Annotated in this window: 15 protein-coding genes and 1 tRNA gene; 6 read left to right on the forward strand and 10 right to left on the reverse strand. The window is 61.8% G+C overall.

Going from position 1 to position 15,283, the window contains the following annotated elements:
• Positions 1-141: 141 nt before the first annotated feature.
• The 5 genes from ABNP31_RS20975 to ABNP31_RS20995 all read left to right on the forward strand — a co-directional run bounded on the left by ABNP31_RS20975 (position 142) and on the right by ABNP31_RS20995 (position 4,471).
• Positions 142-354 carry a cysteine-rich CWC family protein gene (locus ABNP31_RS20975; protein ID WP_085664353.1) on the forward strand — a complete coding sequence of 71 codons (213 nt, stop codon included), beginning with the start codon at positions 142-144 and terminating at the stop codon, positions 352-354.
• A gap of 9 nt (positions 355-363) precedes the next feature.
• A complete protein-coding gene (locus tag ABNP31_RS20980; RefSeq protein WP_350012726.1) occupies positions 364-1,056 on the forward strand; it encodes a pseudouridine synthase in 693 nt (230 codons plus the stop codon).
• Between the two features lie 448 nt (positions 1,057-1,504).
• Positions 1,505-2,392 (forward strand): (R)-3-hydroxydecanoyl-ACP:CoA transacylase, encoded by an 888-nt coding sequence (gene phaG / locus ABNP31_RS20985; RefSeq protein WP_238066874.1) that lies wholly within the window; start codon positions 1,505-1,507, stop codon positions 2,390-2,392.
• 111 nt (positions 2,393-2,503) lie between these two features.
• Positions 2,504-2,577 (forward strand) — tRNA-Gly (locus ABNP31_RS20990).
• A gap of 163 nt (positions 2,578-2,740) precedes the next feature.
• Positions 2,741-4,471 carry a SulP family inorganic anion transporter gene (locus ABNP31_RS20995; RefSeq protein WP_350012727.1) on the forward strand — a complete coding sequence of 577 codons (1,731 nt, stop codon included), beginning with the start codon at positions 2,741-2,743 and terminating at the stop codon, positions 4,469-4,471.
• Between the two features lie 31 nt (positions 4,472-4,502).
• Here the strand turns inward: ABNP31_RS20995 and ABNP31_RS21000 are convergent, their stop codons facing one another.
• Positions 4,503-5,570 carry a glycerophosphodiester phosphodiesterase family protein gene (locus ABNP31_RS21000; RefSeq protein WP_238066875.1) on the reverse strand — a complete coding sequence of 356 codons (1,068 nt, stop codon included), beginning with the start codon at positions 5,568-5,570 and terminating at the stop codon, positions 4,503-4,505.
• Between the two features lie 239 nt (positions 5,571-5,809).
• On the opposite strand from ABNP31_RS21000, the gene ABNP31_RS21005 reads away from it, so the two are divergent.
• Positions 5,810-6,820 carry a DUF4917 family protein gene (locus ABNP31_RS21005; protein WP_350012728.1) on the forward strand — a complete coding sequence of 337 codons (1,011 nt, stop codon included), beginning with the start codon at positions 5,810-5,812 and terminating at the stop codon, positions 6,818-6,820.
• 151 nt (positions 6,821-6,971) lie between these two features.
• Here ABNP31_RS21005 and ABNP31_RS21010 read toward each other — a convergent pair whose 3' ends face one another.
• Genes ABNP31_RS21010 through ABNP31_RS21050 form a run of 9 tightly spaced genes read right to left on the reverse strand, consistent with a single transcriptional unit; the run spans position 6,972 to position 15,274 of the window.
• On the reverse strand, positions 6,972-8,015 hold the full coding sequence (locus tag ABNP31_RS21010) for a tetratricopeptide repeat protein (protein WP_350012729.1): 1,044 nt from the start codon (positions 8,013-8,015) through the stop codon (positions 6,972-6,974).
• A gap of 1 nt (position 8,016) precedes the next feature.
• Complete coding sequence (locus ABNP31_RS21015) at positions 8,017-8,985, reverse strand: type II secretion system F family protein (RefSeq protein ID WP_075047036.1); 969 nt, start codon at positions 8,983-8,985, stop codon at positions 8,017-8,019.
• A 26-nt stretch (positions 8,986-9,011) separates the two neighbouring features.
• On the reverse strand, positions 9,012-9,998 hold the full coding sequence (locus ABNP31_RS21020) for a type II secretion system F family protein (RefSeq protein WP_075046191.1): 987 nt from the start codon (positions 9,996-9,998) through the stop codon (positions 9,012-9,014).
• Positions 9,995-11,437 carry a CpaF family protein gene (locus ABNP31_RS21025; protein ID WP_286100491.1) on the reverse strand — a complete coding sequence of 481 codons (1,443 nt, stop codon included), beginning with the start codon at positions 11,435-11,437 and terminating at the stop codon, positions 9,995-9,997. Before ABNP31_RS21025 ends, ABNP31_RS21020 begins: the two co-directional genes overlap by 4 nt.
• Positions 11,438-11,440: 3 nt before the next feature.
• Positions 11,441-12,658 carry an AAA family ATPase gene (locus ABNP31_RS21030; RefSeq protein ID WP_350012730.1) on the reverse strand — a complete coding sequence of 406 codons (1,218 nt, stop codon included), beginning with the start codon at positions 12,656-12,658 and terminating at the stop codon, positions 11,441-11,443.
• Positions 12,652-13,155: a TadE/TadG family type IV pilus assembly protein gene (locus tag ABNP31_RS21035; RefSeq protein ID WP_286100493.1), complete on the reverse strand. Its 504-nt coding sequence runs from the start codon at positions 13,153-13,155 to the stop codon at positions 12,652-12,654. The genes ABNP31_RS21030 and ABNP31_RS21035 overlap by 7 nt, the downstream gene beginning before the upstream one ends.
• A complete protein-coding gene (locus tag ABNP31_RS21040) occupies positions 13,155-13,625 on the reverse strand; it encodes a TadE/TadG family type IV pilus assembly protein (RefSeq protein ID WP_075046194.1) in 471 nt (156 codons plus the stop codon). Before ABNP31_RS21040 ends, ABNP31_RS21035 begins: the two co-directional genes overlap by 1 nt.
• Before the next feature lie 9 nt (positions 13,626-13,634).
• The gene (locus ABNP31_RS21045) at positions 13,635-14,957 is read right to left on the reverse strand and encodes a TadE/TadG family type IV pilus assembly protein (protein ID WP_350012731.1); all 1,323 of its coding nucleotides are present in this window, start codon (positions 14,955-14,957) and stop codon (positions 13,635-13,637) included.
• Between the two features lie 35 nt (positions 14,958-14,992).
• Entirely contained in the window at positions 14,993-15,274 is a 282-nt protein-coding gene (locus tag ABNP31_RS21050; RefSeq protein ID WP_075046195.1) for a hypothetical protein, read from the reverse strand.
• Between the last annotated feature and the right edge of the window lie 9 nt (positions 15,275-15,283).

Below are 15,283 nucleotides of genomic sequence, written 5' to 3' on the forward strand. Positions count from 1 at the left end.
CGGCCTCCTGGACCGCTGGAGTGCCCGAACAGCGGCGCTGGCGAGCATCGATGCGAAATGCGATCATCGACATTGAATAAGACAGTGCCGCCAAGGTGCAGTGCCATTTCTGCAACAATTTGATACAGGTGAGCGGCAGCCATGCCCGACAACCAGCACTGCCCCGCTTGTGGCGCCCTCAACCAGTGCAGCCTGGCCGACCCGCTCCGGGCCACCCAGGCCTGCTGGTGTTACAGCGTGACCATCGACCCTGCCGTGCTCGAGGCCCTGCCCGCCGATCTGCGAGACAAAGCCTGCCTGTGCCCGCGCTGCGCCGCCGTCGAAGAACAACTTCGCTCCCCCGCCTCCGACTGACCGTTTGCCATGCGCCTCGACCGTTTCCTCGCCAACCTGCCCAGCCACAACCGCCAGCAAGTCCGCCTGATGCTGGCGCAACGCCGCGTGCGGGTGGATGGCCAGGTGGTCAGCGACCCGCTGGCCGAGGTGCGTGAATTCAGCCGGGTGGAGCTGGACAACCAGCTGCTGCAGGCTGGCCGCCCGGCGCGCTACCTGATGCTGCACAAGCCCGCTGGCTGCGTAAGCGCCACCCAGGACCCGCAACACCGCACCGTGCTCGACCTGCTGCCAGCCGCGTTGCGTGAGGACCTGCACATTGCCGGGCGCCTGGACTTCAACACCACCGGCCTGATGATCCTGACCAACGATGGCCAATGGTCACGGCGGCTTACCCAACCCGCGACCAAGCTGCCCAAGCACTACCTGGTGGAAACCGAGGACGAGATTGGCGAGCACTATGTGGCCAAGTTCCTGGAGGGCTTCTACTTCGCCTTCGAAGACCTCACCACCCTGCCCGCCCAACTGGACATCCTCGGGCCGCGCCAGGCGCGGCTGGCAATCGTCGAAGGGCGCTATCACCAGGTGAAGCGCATGTTCGGCCATTTCGACAACAAGGTGGTGGGGTTGCATCGGGAGAGCATGGGGGCGATCCGGCTGGACCCGGGGTTGGCGCCAGGGGCGTTTCGTGAGCTGACGGCGGATGAAATAGCCACGGTCTAGGTTGGCTGTTCCGGCCTCTTCGCGGGCTCGCCCGCTCCCACTGGTACACCACAGGCCTCCGGGCTGGAGTTACCCCTGTGGGAGCGGGCGAGCCCGCGAAGAGGCCGGAACAGACAGATCAGGGTCGTCATACGACCGCTCAGCGACAAAAGTCACATTTTCCCCCGAACGGCACTTGCGGGATCCCCGACCCACTGCTTGAATCCAAATCGTCAGTCTGCATGTGACTACCAAGTCACACCCGCAGTCGAAGACACCTTTTGCCGGCCACCCAGGGCCTTGATGCCTTGGGGCACGGCAAATTGCCCGCCAAAAACAATACCGTCGACGCAAGTGCCAAGGATCGACACAGGGCCCCCCGGTATCTCTTCAGGCAAATGCCTACCTGTCATAAAGAACGTGCACCCTAGGTGACGCGAATACCCTTTTTGCGCCAGGAGTCGATGACATGAGGCCAGAAATCGCTGTACTTGATATCCAAGGTCAGTATCGGGTTTACACGGAGTTCTATCGCGCGGATGCGGCCGAGAATACGATCATTTTGATCAATGGCTCGCTGGCCACCACGGCCTCGTTCGCACAGACGGTACGTAACCTGCACCCGCAGTTCAACGTAGTACTGTTCGACCAGCCATACGCGGGCAAATCCAAGCCGCACAATCGCCAGGAACGCTTTATCAGCAAGGAGACCGAAGCGCATATTCTCCTCGAGCTGATCGAGCACTTCCAGGCAGACCACGTGATGTCGTTCTCGTGGGGTGGCGCAAGTACGCTGCTGGCGCTGGCGCACCAGCCGCGGGGCGTGAAGAAGGCAGTGGTGAGTTCTTTCTCGCCGGTGATCAACGAACCGATGCGGGACTACCTGGACCGTGGTTGCCAGTACCTGGCCGCCTGCGACCGCTATCAGGTCGGTAACCTGGTCAACGACACCATCGGCAAGCACCTGCCGTCACTGTTCAAGCGCTTCAACTACCGCCACGTCAGCAGCCTGGACAGCCACGAGTACGCGCAGATGCACTTCCACATCAACGAGGTGCTGCAACATGACCTGGAGCGGGCGCTGGATGGTGCACGCAATATCGACATCCCGGTGCTGTTCATCAACGGCGACCGTGACGAGTACACCACGGTCGAAGATGCGCGGCAGTTCAGCAAGCACGTGGGTCGCAGCCACTTCAGCGTGATCCGCGATGCAGGCCACTTCCTGGACATGGAAAACAAGACCGCTTGCGAGAACACCCGCAGCGTCATGCTGGGGTTCCTGAAGCCAACCATGCGTGAACCTCGTCAACGTTACCAGCCGGTAAAACAGGGGCAGCATGCATTGGCCATCTGAGCAGCTCGGCGTCCTGTGGATGAGACCCGCAAGCCAGGGGGCGCCGACAAGCTTTTTTATAACTTGGGCTTCTAATTCGTTGAGGGTTCTGGTAAAAAGTGCTGCGCAAACGCGGGTATAGTTTAGTGGCAAAACGAAAGCTTCCCAAGCTTTAGTTGAGGGTTCGATTCCCTCTACCCGCTCCACATCGCATTCCCGCATGGCGTTCCCGCAACGTCATCGCTGTCAAAAGGAGCCCAGGCTCCTTTTTTCGTTTCTCCCCTCCCTTTGACCTGCCCCATGGCCATTTGCCGGCCGATCCGCTTCAATGCGTGGATGGATTCGTGAAGCATTTCGAAAGGACGACGCATGTTTCTCTCCCGCTGGCTACCGGGCCTTGCCAACCTGCTGCACTACCGCCGCGAGTGGTTCCACGCCGACCTGCAGGCCGGCCTCTCGGTGGCGGCGATCCAGATTCCCATTGCCATCGCCTACGCGCAGATCGTCGGCCTGCCGCCGCAGTACGGCCTGTACGCCTGTGTGCTGCCGATGATGGTCTACGCCCTGATCGGCAGCTCGCGCCAGTTGATGGTAGGCCCTGACGCCGCCACCTGCGCGATGATCGCCGGCGCCGTGGCGCCGTTGGCCATGGGCGAGCCGCACCGCATTGCCGAACTGTCGGTGATCGTCACCTTGCTGGTCGGGGTAATGCTGATCGCGGCCGGGGTGGCCCGGGCCGGGTTCATCGCCAGCTTCTTCTCGCGGCCGATCCTGATCGGCTATCTCAACGGTATCGGCCTGAGCCTGATCGCCGGGCAGTTGTCCAAGGTGGTGGGGTTCAAGATCGAGGGCGACGGCTTCATCCTCAGCCTGATCAACTTCTTCCAGCGCCTGGGGGAAATCCACTGGGTGACGCTGCTCATCGGCCTCGCCGCACTGGGCCTGCTGATCTGGCTGCCACGGCGCTACCCCCGCCTGCCCGCGGCGCTAACGGTAGTGGCGTTGTTCATGCTGCTGGTCGGCCTGCTCGGCCTCGACCGCTTCGGCGTCGCCATTCTCGGCCCGGTGCCTGCCGGCATCCCGCAGCTGGCCTGGCCACACAGTAACCTGACAGAAATGAAAAGCCTGCTGCGCGACGCCCTGGGTATCGCCACCGTCAGCTTCTGCAGCGCCATGCTCACCGCACGCAGCTTTGCCGCCCGGCACGGCTACGCGATCAACGCCAACCACGAATTCGTCGCCCTGGGCGTAAGCAACCTGGCTGCCGGCGTTTCCCAGGGTTTTGCCATCAGCGGCGCAGACTCGCGCACGGCGGTCAACGACATGGTCGGTGGCAAGAGCCAGCTGGTGGGCATCATCGCCGCGCTGGTCATCGCCCTGATCCTGCTGTTCTTCACCGCACCGATGGCGTGGATCCCGCAGGCCGCGCTGGGCGCCGTGCTGCTGATGGCCGGCTGGGGGCTGATCGACATCAAGTCGCTGGGGCACATTCGCCGCCTGAGCCGCTTCGAGTTCTGGCTGTGCCTGCTGACCACGGTCGGCGTGCTGAGCCTGGGCGTACTGCCCGGTATCGTGTTTGCCGTGACCCTGGCGATCCTGCGCCTGCTGTACAGCATCTATCAGCCCACCGATGCGGTGCTGGGCTGGCTGCCGGGCACCGAAGGCCAGGTGGACATCCGCAAACACAAGGATGCCCGCACCGTGCCAGGCCTGGTGGTGTACCGCTTCGACGACGCGATCCTGTTCTTCAACGCCGACTACTTCAAGATGCGCCTGCTCGAGGCGGTGCAGAGCCAGGACCAGCCCAAGGCCGTGCTGTTCGATGCCGAAGCGGTAACCAGCATCGACGTCAGCGGTATCGCCGCCCTGCGCGAAGTGCGCGACACCCTGGCCGCCCAGGGCATCTTCTTCGCCATCGCCCGCGCCCGCGGCACCTTCCTGCGCATGCTGGTGCGCTCGGGGATGGCCCGCGAGATGGAAGACAAACTGCTGTTCGGCTCGGTGCGGGCGGGCATTCGCGCCTATCGGGTTTGGCGTAACAGGAGTCGCAGTGAGAGGACACCTGCACAAGTTCAGGATCCGACGCAGGTCCCTTTGTAGGAGCAACCTAGTGCCAGTACGCATGCATTCATCAGTATCCCAACCTCTCCAGCATCACCACCTCAGGCTCCGCCGGACGCTGATAGAACCGTAGCAACGCCCCCGTGCGGTTGGTAAAGATCCCGTCGACACCCGCCTTCATCGCCTTGTCGAAGTCCACCGGTTCGTCGAGGGTGTACGCATGCACCAGCAAATCCCGCGCCTGGCTGGCCTGGTTCATCCAGGGCTGGATCAGGTCGGCATAGCTCTGTTCGCCCAGATGAGTGCGCATGGCAGAAGGCCCCGTACCGACCGCACCGCCCTGCCTGGCCTGATCGAGCCAGCGCAGGAATTCTGCCTGGTCCTTCGGCTGCTGACGGGCATAGAACGCGGCCTTGTCGGTTTCACCCGAGTCAGCGAAATCCTGCCCGGAAGCGGGCTCGATGGTTTTTGTCCCCACCCACAGCAGGAGTACCTTCGGCACCTGCGGCATTGCCTCGTGCAGCAACGCCAGGCTGTTGCGGTCGAAGGTCTGCAACACCACACGGCCTGGCCGGTCGAGCCAGCCGCGGGCTGCGAGGCGCGCCTTCAGGTCCTGCTCGATACCCGGGAACTGCTTGGGGACCTTGGTCTCGATGTACAACCCGGGGTGCCGCTCGGGGTTGCCTTCAGCGATGTCGATGACCTCGTCCAGGGTGAGGATCGGCAGTTTGCGGAAAGAAGCCCGGGCGCGCGCCGGGTAGGCCTGGTTGAACCAGCTGCCAGCATCCAGCGACTTCAGTTCGGCGAGCGTGAAGGCGCTGACCGGGCTGTCCTTTCGCTCCGGGAAGCGCTCGGCGACATCGCTGGTACGCGACAGCACATCGTCATGGACCACCACCAGCACGCCGTCACTGCTGCGTTGCAGGTCGAGTTCCAGGTAGTCGGCGCCCTGGTCGCGGGCCAGCAGGTATGCTGGGGTGGTGGATTCCGGGGCATCGTACGAGGCGCCGCGGTGGGCGATCACCGCCGGGTGCGCAATGCCGTGGGCGGTGGCCAGGGCCTTGCCATTGCTGGCGGAAGCGGCCGATACAGTGAGCAAAGCGGTCAAAGCCAAGAAACTGAACATGGGATTGCGCATGGATAAGTCCTTTATCGTTCTGTGAACCTTGCGCTGCCTGTTCTGGCCTCTTCTCGGGCACGCCCGCTCCCACAGGTACTGCACTGAATTCAAGGGCAGTGTGATTCCTGTGGGAGCGGGCGTGCCCGCGAAGGGGCCGGCATTGCCGACACAAGGCCCTTGCCTGGATACAACCCTCGCACACCTTGCATGACATGCTAAAGTCGCCCCCGTTCCCGCTCCACCCAACGGACCCCAGCATGCCCGCACTAGACGCTACCCTCACCCCCTGGCCGGAACTCGCCGCCCGCCACCCTTGCGACGCCCTGCTGCTGGGCAACGGCGCCAGCCGCGTGCTGTGGAAGCCGTTCGGCTACTTCTCGCTGTTCGAGGAAGCGCAACGTGCCGGCCGCAAGAAAGGCCTGGCCGTGAGCGACCAGGCACTGTTCAAGTCGCTGGGTACGGAACTGTTCGAGCCGGTGCTCAGCGCCCTCAACACCACCGTGCGCACCAACGCCGCGCTGGCCATCAACTCCACCGCGCCGCTGAACCGCTACTACTCGATCAAGGAAGCGCTGATACACGCCGTACGCACGGTGCACCTGCCGTGGCCACTCATGCCGGCCACGACCCTGGCAACCCTCAACCAGGCCCTGCGCGGCTACCGCAGCGTCTACACCAGCAACTACGACCTGCTGCTACCGTGGGCCGTGCAACACGCCCCGCACGGCTTCGCCGAACTGTTCGACGAGCAAGGCTTCTTCGACGTGCGCCGCACCAACGGCGAAGGCACGCGGGTGCTGCATCTGCATGGCGGCCTGCACCTGCTCAAGCTGCCCGACGGCACCACCCGCCAACGCAGCGCCGACAGCGCCGAACTGCTCGATGGTTTTGCCGTGAACATCCCGGGCGAAGTGCCGCTGTTCATCAACGAAGACCGCAGCGACGAGAAACTGCGCGCCATCCGCAACTCTGACTACCTGGGCTGGTGCCTGGGGCAACTGGCGCGGGAAAGCCAGGGGCTATGCCTGTTCGGGCTGCACCTGGACAGCTGTGACCAGCATCTGCTCGAAGCCATCCGACAGGCCCGACCGATGCATCTGTCGATTGCCATAAGGCCGTTGAGCGAGGCATCGGTGATCAACCAGAAGCAGCATTTTGTCGACAGGTTCGGGGATATGCCCGGGACCGTGCTGCATTTCTTCGATGCCAGTACGCATCCGTTGGGGCAAGCAGCGTTGGCTATTGAAGCACCGCTCACCCACAGGTGAAGTGGACCAATTGGGGGCCGCTTTGCGGCCCATCGCCGGCAAGCCAGCTCCCACAGGGATCGCGCAACTCCTGATTCTGCGCGGTGCCTGTGGGAGCTGGCTTGCCTGCGATGGGCTGCGTAGCAGCCCCGTTTACGCTATCTGTCAGGCATCAGGGCGCCGACGCGGTTGTCACCTGCACGGCCGGGCCAACTGCAATCGGCTCGGGCATCGCTACATCGCCGCCCAGCTGGCGGATCTGCCGAATCTGCTGAACCCTGTTCAGGTTTTCCCAGGCGACGGGATAGTGCCCCGGCGACAACTCGATCGCGCTGCGGAAGAACTGCTCAGCCACATCCAGCTTGCCTTCCACCAGGCAGACATAGCCGACATCATTGCTGGCCTCGGCACGCTTTTCGACCTGTTCGAAGGCAGACACCGCCTCCTCATAGCGCCCCATGCGAGCCAGCAGCAACCCATAGTTGCGCCAAAGCGGTTTGTAGGTGCCGTCGTAGCTCACACCACGCTTGTACCGGAGCTCGGCATCGGCCCATTGCCCGGCCATGTAGTAGGAATACCCCAGGCTGTTCTGCACCAACGCCGAACGCGGATCGATGAGCTCGGCCAGGCGGTAGTAGGTCTGCGCCTCGGCGAAGTTGTCGGCCAGATCCGCGAGCACCCCCAGCCCGTTATACGCCTTGAGCGGTGACTTGCTGTCGACCCTGAGCGCAGCCGCCCCTGTCTGGGTGTTGGCCGCGTCCCTGGCGAAGCGTTTCTGATCCACGGCAACTGCCTTCAACAGCATCACCTTGGCCTGCTCATGTTTACGCATGGACAGGTTCAGCAGGCCCATTTCCGTCAAGGCATCGGGGTTTTCAGGTGCCTTGCTCAGTACCTCGGTGAAGGCCATCTCGGCAAGCTGGTTATTGCCCCGTTCGCGGTGGATACGACCAACCCAGACCAGGGCCTCATAACGTTCGGGCGCCAGCTCGAGGACGCGCAGGTACTGGTACAGCGCCTGGTCCAGGTCACCGGCCTGGTAAGCCATAGCAGCCATCTGCATCGCCTGGTCGGGCGAGTTGCTCTGCGACTGCACCTGATAGAGCACCGAATTGCCAGCGGAGTAGACAGAACGCACCCCATTCAAGTCTGGCCCAGTGCTCTGGCAACCCGAGAGCACGGCTATCATGGTCAACAGCAAGCTGATCCTGTTCATGTCATGGATTCCCGAACGTTTTAAGTATCCCGATGATCACCGGGCCGATGGCAACCAGAAAAAAGCTTGGCCACAGACAGAAAATTAGCGGAAAAACCAGCTTTGTTCCGATTTTCGCGCCCATTTCCTCGGCGGCCTGCATGCGCCGGTCACGAAACTCCTCGGCATAGATGCGCAAGGTGGCCGCTACGCTGGTACCGAAGCGGATGCTCTGGGCCAACAGGCTGACCAGACCCTGGATGTCTTCCAGGCCGGTGCGGTCCGCCAGTTGTCTGAGCGCTTCGGTACTGGAAATGCCGGCGCGGATCTGTGCATTGACCAAGGCCAGTTCCTCGGCCAGCTCGGCCTGGCTGACCGACATTTCTTCAGCCACCCGCTCGATGGCCTGGGGCAACGCTAGGCCCGACTCCACGCAAACCACCATCAGGTCCAGGGCATCAGGGAAGGCTGCACGCAACCGACCTTGCCGAGCATTCTTTCGCTTGTCGACATAGATTGCCGGCAGAAGCCATCCGACGGCCGCTCCCATGGCCACCAATCCCATGCCCATCATCAGGGAAAGGTTTGGAACCAGTGGCAGTACCAACAGCGAGACGCCTACCAGCAGCAACGGCAACAGCAAACGCACCGCCCAATACACCTGTACCGCCGACGCCGAACCATAACCCGCGTGGGTCAACAGGGTTCGAGTAGCCGACACCTGCCCATCCGTAGACGGGGTAACGCGCCGACCAACCCGCTCCAGTAGAAGCTGAAGGTTGCCTGGCGCCTCTCGCCCGGCCGCAGCGCTGGAGTGATCACGCTTGATCAGTGCAAGACGACGCTGCAGTGGGCTCTGCAAACCCTGCACCAGTAACGTCACAGTGATAACGGCAATGACCGTGCTTACCCCGATCGCACCGACGATCAGCAAGCGTGCCAATGCCTCGTTGTCCGTCACCCCACTCAATAAACCGAGCAAATAGTCCATGACCGACGCCCCCATGCGAGAACTGCCTAAATCTGGATACGGATAATCTTACGAATCCAGAAAATCCCCACCAACATGGAGCCAAAAGCCCCCATGACCAACTTTTGCCCAGTAGGATCCTTGATCAGCATCGTCAGATAATTTGGGCTCGTGATAATGATCGCTGCCGCCAGCAGGAAGGGAATGGCCACCAGCACCCAAGCCGACATACGCCCTTCGGCCGACATTGTCTTGATCTTGCGCTGAAAGCGGAAACGCCCGCGTATCAAATTGCTCAAGCGCTCCAGTACCTCTGTCAGGTTGCCGCCAGTCTCACGGTGAATAAGGATCGAGGTGACCAGCATCATCACTGTCATGCTTGGCATCCGCTCTAGCAGGCCAAGCATGGCCCGGCGCACATCATTACCGTAGTTGATATCGGCGAAGGTCAGGCCAAACTCATGCGCCACCGGCCCCTTGTGCTCATCTGCCACCAGACGCAGGGTTTCATTAAAAGGGTGCCCGGCGCGCAATGCCCGGCACATAGCTTCCAGCGCATCCGGCAAGCCCTCTTCAAACTTGGCGAAACGCTTGCCACGGTCACGGGTAATTTTCAGCAGCGGCAGCCAGAACGCCACGAACGCTGCCGCCAGCGCCAGCCACCAGTAAGGAAAGAACATCCAAGCCAGCATCCCGGCAGCAGCTGCCAGCGCCAACCCCAGCAGTAGTACCCGATAGGCCCGGTACTCATGCCCGGCCTGCTCGATCATTTGAGTCAGCGTCGCCATGAAGGGCAATTGCTCGAGCCGCGCCTCCAGCGGCGACAGGCGTGTCAGGTATTTCTGCCGCAGCACGGTCTGCATGTTCGGCAGATGACTTGCCCGCTCCAGGAGCACAAGTCGACTGCGGATACGCTTGCGTACCTTGCCCGCCTCGCCGAACACTGGCACTGCCAATCCTTGGCTGAGGAGAAACACGGCAACGAACACCATGCCAAGAAACATCAGGATGAATTCACCGGGTATCTGGCTCATGGCTGACGAGCCTCCATCCATTCAGGCCTGAACATCGTCAGCGGCAACTCGATCCCGCGCTTGGCCAAGGAATCGCGAAACGCTGGGACCATGCCGCTTGGCCGGAAGTCACCTAGCACCTGGCCCTGCTCGCCCACACCATTGCGGACAAAAGAGAAGATCTCGGTCATGGTGATGATTTCACCCTCCATGCCGTTGATCTCCTGCACGCTTACCAACCGTCGCTTCCCGTCTTCCTGCCGCTCCAGCTGGATCACCACATCGATGGCCGATGCGATCTGTTGACGCATGGCCTTGATCGGGAACGTGGCACCAGACATCAAAACCATGTTCTCGACCCGGCCCAACGCATCGCGCGCGGTATTGGCGTGGATCGTGGTCAGCGAGCCATCGTGGCCGGTGTTCATCGCCGTCAGCATGTCCAGCGCCTCGGCGCCGCGCACCTCACCGATCACGATACGGTCCGGGCGCATCCGCAGGCTGTTGCGCACCAGCTCACGCTGGCCCACCTCGCCACGTCCCTCGATGTTCGCCGGCCGTGTTTCCAGGCGCACCACATGTGGCTGCTGCAGTTGCAGCTCGGCTGAGTCCTCGATGGTGACGATGCGCTCGTTGTGGGGAATGAAACTGGACAGCACATTGAGCATGGTGGTCTTGCCGCAGCCGGTGCCGCCGGAGATCAGCACGTTCAGCCGCCCCCGCACGATCGCCTTGAGCAGCAAGGCGATGGCCGGGGTCAGGGCGCCCGCCTGGATCAGGCTGTCGACATTGAGCAGGTCCACCGCAAAGCGGCGGATCGAGATACTTGGCCCGTCGATGGCCAGCGGCGGGATGATCGCATTGACCCGTGAACCATCCTTGAGCCGTGCGTCGACCAACGGCGAAGACTCGTCGATACGCCGGCCGAGGCTGGAAACAATGCGGTCGATGATATTCAGCAGGTGCTGATCATCGCGAAAACGCACATCGGTGCGCTGCAACTTGCCGAACCGTTCGACGTATACCGAGTCATGGCCGTTGACCAGAATGTCGGACACCGTATGGTCGGCCAGCAGCGGCTCCAACGGGCCAAGGCCAAGCACTTCGTCGGTGATCTGCTTGATGATCAACTGGCGGCTGGCAGAGCTCACCGGCGCCGAATGCTCATCGAGCAGACGCTGGCAGATATCGCGGATCTGCCGCACGGCCTCGGCCTGCTCGAGCGAATCGAGCAAGGACAGGTCCATGACCTTGAGCAGTTGCTGATAGGTCTTCTCCCGCCACTCGGCTTCCACCGATGTGACCTGGCTTTTCGTTTCAAACAGGACATCCGGTGCCGAATGTTCCCACGCCATCAGCGCCTCTGCCGGGTCCTTCGCGCCTCCACCCTGCTTCGACGGCGTCGATGCCTCGGGGGTGGCTGCCTGTTTGCGCAAACGGTTACGGAAATCGCTAAGCATGGTTCACCCCCGAAAAACACGCTTGAAGGCGCGTTTGAACAGCCCGTTTTCAGTGTCCACCTGCTTGCCAACCAATTCCTCGGCCAGCCCACGCAGCGCCTGGGTGATCGCGGAGCGAGGTGCTTGCAGACCTAATGGCACACCTGTGTTCTGGCTCTGGTTGATGACGCTGAAGTCATTCGGCAGTTTCACGATATTGGTGCAGCGCAGCGCCTCGCCAATATCCTTGAGGCTGACCGGTGCTGCCTTGTCGTAGCGGTTGACCACCACCTCCAGCTGATTGCCGCGTACGCCCAGGTCATCGCGCAGAATGCGCGCCAGGGAACTGGCGTCGCGCAGGTGGTTGACACTCTGCTGCACCACGACGTACACCCGGTCGGCCTGCTCCAGCACCGAAGCGGTGATGTGATCGATCTGCCGCGGCAAGTCCGTCACCACCCAGTCATAGTTGGCCCGCGCCAGCTGCAGCAGCGCATCGAGCTGTTCGGCCTGGACATCCTGCGGCAGGCACAGCTCATTGGCGCGGCTGCCAAGCACATGCAAGGACGGGCTGAAATGGCTGCAGAAGCCGCGCAGTGCAACACCATCCATTTCTTTTATCTGCTGCAACACGTCCAGTTGGCTGTGCGACTGCGCCACATCCAGATGATGCGACACGCTGCCAAACTGCAGGTCCAGGTCAAGCAACAGGGCGTTGCCCTTGAGGCTGAGCTGATGCGCCAGGTTGCAGGCCAGCACAGTGCCGCCGGAGCCCCCCTTGGCATTCATCACCGCGACCAGTTTGCCTGTTGCCGTGCTGTTGGTCTGGGTTTCCATGACCATACGGTTCAAGGCAGCGATAAGCTCCGTGGCAACGATAGGCTCTGGCAGAAAATCGCGCGCACCGGCCTGCATCGCCAGGCGCATGCCTTCCCGATCGTCCAGCAGGCCACACACCAACAGCGGCGGGCGCTCATGTGCCGGGCGTTGCAACAGGGCCGCCAGCTCCTCACGCCACAGCTGGCCAACGCGCAGCAGCAAGAAATCGGGCATCCGGTCCAGCCCGTACAGAGGGTCGCAATGCCCATTGCTCACCTGGCGAACATTCACCTCCAGACCCGAGATGCGCTGACAGATTTCTTGCAACTGACGCAAGGCCAAGGCGTCCGAGCTGCTGATCAACAGACGCATCCCGGGCTTGATGGAGGTTGCGGATACAGAAGATTCCCTAAGATTCAGCATGGCGTGATCTCCGGTACGACACCCGCCCCGGTATGACGCCCGAGGCTCTCGCGAGGTAAGGTCGCCTTGAATACTGGCAAGGTAATGGGCACGCCAAACCCTGGAATAAACAGGCTGAATTGAAAGTTCTGCAGCGTCAGTTGCACATAGCGGACAGCGGCAAACCCGGTGGCGCTCACCAGATCACCGGGGTTGGCGACCTGTGCACCGTTCTTGTCCAGGTAACGCAGAGTCAGGTCCGAGGTGTCCAGACCGGCCAGCAGGCTGCTGGCACCACTGTCGCCCGCAGTGTTGAATATCGCCCGGCGCAGCACCACCGGATCGCTGATATTGCACACCGCCGCCAGACGTGCACCACGCCGAACGGACTCATTCAGCACGTTCACGGTGTAGTACAGCCGGCCTATTTCCAGCACCCCGAACAGCAGCGTGAACATCAACGCACTGACGATGGCGAACTCCACCACGTAAACGCCCTGCATGCCTCTGCGCTTCATCACAGTGCCCTCATCACGGTGGTGGCGACCAACGGGAAGTTCAGTGCCGTGCCGTTGCCGATAAACGCCGGAATACCGCTGGCTATCAGCGGGGAAAAGACCGCGCTGATGGTCACCTGCACGTGGTCGTTGGTGCCCGCCACCTTGGCCACCTGCACGGTGGTATTGGCCGGCATCCCGGTCAGGCTGCAGGGCGGCGCGGAAGGTGCACCGTACACCGCCACTTTCTTGGTCATGCACTCGAGGTCGGCGCTCACCTCGACCTTGCCAAGGGTCGAGTTCCAGGCCTGGCTGGCGACAAAGCGCGCTGCATCCCGGCTGCCCTGCAGCAGGCTGTTGTACTGATAGAGCATGCGGCCAAATTCGCCAAAGGCCAGCAAGGTCAGGAGCAACAGTGGCAGAGTGATGGTGAACTCGACGATTGCCACCCCTTGCTGACGCTGCGCACGCTTGAGCCGATAAAGTTCCATGACACGCTCCTAGGAGTCGGTGCTCGGTGTGCCACTGCCACTGATAAAGGTTTTGTACAGCTGGATGATCTGCGGGCCGGAATCGTCTTGCGGTGTAGGTCCTGGCACGCCGTCACCCTCGCATTGCTTGACGAACTGGCCGAAGATCTGCGAATCCCCACCCGAGTTGTCGGCCGGCTGCACTACATAGAAGCAACCGAAACCGATGACTGGAATTGACGATGCCCCTGAGTTCTTGCCCGAGCAGTCCCCCACCACGATCTTCAGCATCCGCCGCTCAAAAACCCCGCTCGACTGGCACCCCGCCCCTCCACCTCCGACACATGCAGCTGTCTGAGCGGCATAGTCGTTGTAGTCGAACAGCGGCGTGCCGCCGGCCGAGAGGTTGCCATTATTCGAAGTGACAGGTTGGCCCTGGTGCTCCACCCGGTGAGGCGTGGTTTTGTCGTTGTACTTCATTTCCGGGTTGCTGTAGTTCGTCACCAGGTCAGGCGGATAGTCCGAACTACTAAGTGACCCGGAGTACTGACCGAAGCGCGTGTTCAAGCCTTTGACCGATGGGCCAACCGTGTTGCCAGGCTTGGTGGCGACATTGTCACCGACATTGCGGCATACCGAACCGCCTCCGGCCATCAGGTCGCCAATGGTCTTGCCGCCAGAGCCAAAATCGAGCAACTGGAAGTTACCCGGACCAATCGGGTCGCTGTTCTTGGAAGCTGATTTCAAGACCTCCAGGTCACCAAAGCGATACCCCCAGAACATGCCGGCATCGGGGTTGTATTGAGCCGGGTTGCCACACACCAGCAGCGGCGCCAGATCACATGGGCTGGTCGGGCTCGGTCCGGCGGTGGCAATCGCCGTGACTTGCTTGGCTCCCACGCCACCGTCACCGAATGACTGGGCGAAACTCCAGAAAAAACCCGCCAGTGAATAATTCGCTACCGAGACCCGCACATAGGTGGCATTGGCCGGCCCTGGGAAGGAGAAAGGCCCATAGACGTTGTCTGCCAGTTCCACCATCGCAAACCCGCCAGGGTTGCCGCCGATTGCCGTTGCCAGCTCCTGGTTGCCCAAAGCACTGGCATTTTTTTGCAGGGTAGAGAGCGCGGCATCACGTGCGGTAGTGGCAGCATTGCCAGCGCCCATTACCTGGCTCAGGGTTTTTGCGCCACTGAGGGCGGCGGCATCCACGGCATTCTGTAGTCGGGTCTTGTTCAACAACATGTGACCGCCATCGAGCACCAACGCGGCCATCATCAGTATCGCCAACAGGGCGATCACGATGATGACAGTTACTGCCCCCCGCTGTTGGCCTGGCGGCGCGGTGAACATCCGTTGAGTTCGAGGAGTCATGATCACGCCCTCAATCAGCGAGTTGAATCAGTGACTTGGATCTGGATCGGCTGACCGACCTGCTGCGCATCGCCAGTCACCCCCCTATAACCATTGATCACCTTCTCCAGCAACGGCCCATCGGCGCCAGCAGCAGGCAGTTCAGTACCTGGATTGGCAGCCACCTGCTTGTCAGCAATCTGCTGGTAGGTAGTCTGGTAGACGCTGTAGCCCAGCGGGCCAACGCGCCCTTCGTCGTACGACATGCAACCGGACAACCCCGACAGCAGCGCGCAACACACGATCATGGTTCTCATGCTGGTTCT

This window comes from Pseudomonas asiatica (genome assembly GCF_040214835.1).
Lineage (GTDB): Bacteria > Pseudomonadota > Gammaproteobacteria > Pseudomonadales > Pseudomonadaceae > Aquipseudomonas > Aquipseudomonas putida_Z.

Excerpts from the sequence above, each read along its gene's own strand:
- ABNP31_RS21035 (WP_286100493.1), bottom strand. The coding sequence starts at position 13,155 with ATGAAGCGCAGAGGCATGCAGGGCGTTTACGTGGTGGAGTTCGCCATC.
- phaG (WP_238066874.1), top strand. The coding sequence starts at position 1,505 with ATGAGGCCAGAAATCGCTGTACTTGATATCCAAGGTCAGTATCGGGTT.
- ABNP31_RS21000 (WP_238066875.1), bottom strand. The coding sequence starts at position 5,570 with ATGCGCAATCCCATGTTCAGTTTCTTGGCTTTGACCGCTTTGCTCACT.
- ABNP31_RS21040 (WP_075046194.1), bottom strand. The coding sequence starts at position 13,625 with ATGGAACTTTATCGGCTCAAGCGTGCGCAGCGTCAGCAAGGGGTGGCA.
- ABNP31_RS21020 (WP_075046191.1), bottom strand. The coding sequence starts at position 9,998 with ATGAGCCAGATACCCGGTGAATTCATCCTGATGTTTCTTGGCATGGTG.
- ABNP31_RS20975 (WP_085664353.1), top strand. The coding sequence starts at position 142 with ATGCCCGACAACCAGCACTGCCCCGCTTGTGGCGCCCTCAACCAGTGC.
- ABNP31_RS20980 (WP_350012726.1), top strand. The coding sequence starts at position 364 with ATGCGCCTCGACCGTTTCCTCGCCAACCTGCCCAGCCACAACCGCCAG.
- ABNP31_RS21045 (WP_350012731.1), bottom strand. The coding sequence starts at position 14,957 with ATGTTCACCGCGCCGCCAGGCCAACAGCGGGGGGCAGTAACTGTCATC.
- ABNP31_RS20995 (WP_350012727.1), top strand. The coding sequence starts at position 2,741 with ATGTTTCTCTCCCGCTGGCTACCGGGCCTTGCCAACCTGCTGCACTAC.
- ABNP31_RS21050 (WP_075046195.1), bottom strand. The coding sequence starts at position 15,274 with ATGAGAACCATGATCGTGTGTTGCGCGCTGCTGTCGGGGTTGTCCGGT.
- ABNP31_RS21025 (WP_286100491.1), bottom strand. The coding sequence starts at position 11,437 with ATGCTTAGCGATTTCCGTAACCGTTTGCGCAAACAGGCAGCCACCCCC.
- ABNP31_RS21015 (WP_075047036.1), bottom strand. The coding sequence starts at position 8,985 with ATGGACTATTTGCTCGGTTTATTGAGTGGGGTGACGGACAACGAGGCA.
- ABNP31_RS21005 (WP_350012728.1), top strand. The coding sequence starts at position 5,810 with ATGCCCGCACTAGACGCTACCCTCACCCCCTGGCCGGAACTCGCCGCC.
- ABNP31_RS21010 (WP_350012729.1), bottom strand. The coding sequence starts at position 8,015 with ATGAACAGGATCAGCTTGCTGTTGACCATGATAGCCGTGCTCTCGGGT.
- ABNP31_RS21030 (WP_350012730.1), bottom strand. The coding sequence starts at position 12,658 with ATGCTGAATCTTAGGGAATCTTCTGTATCCGCAACCTCCATCAAGCCC.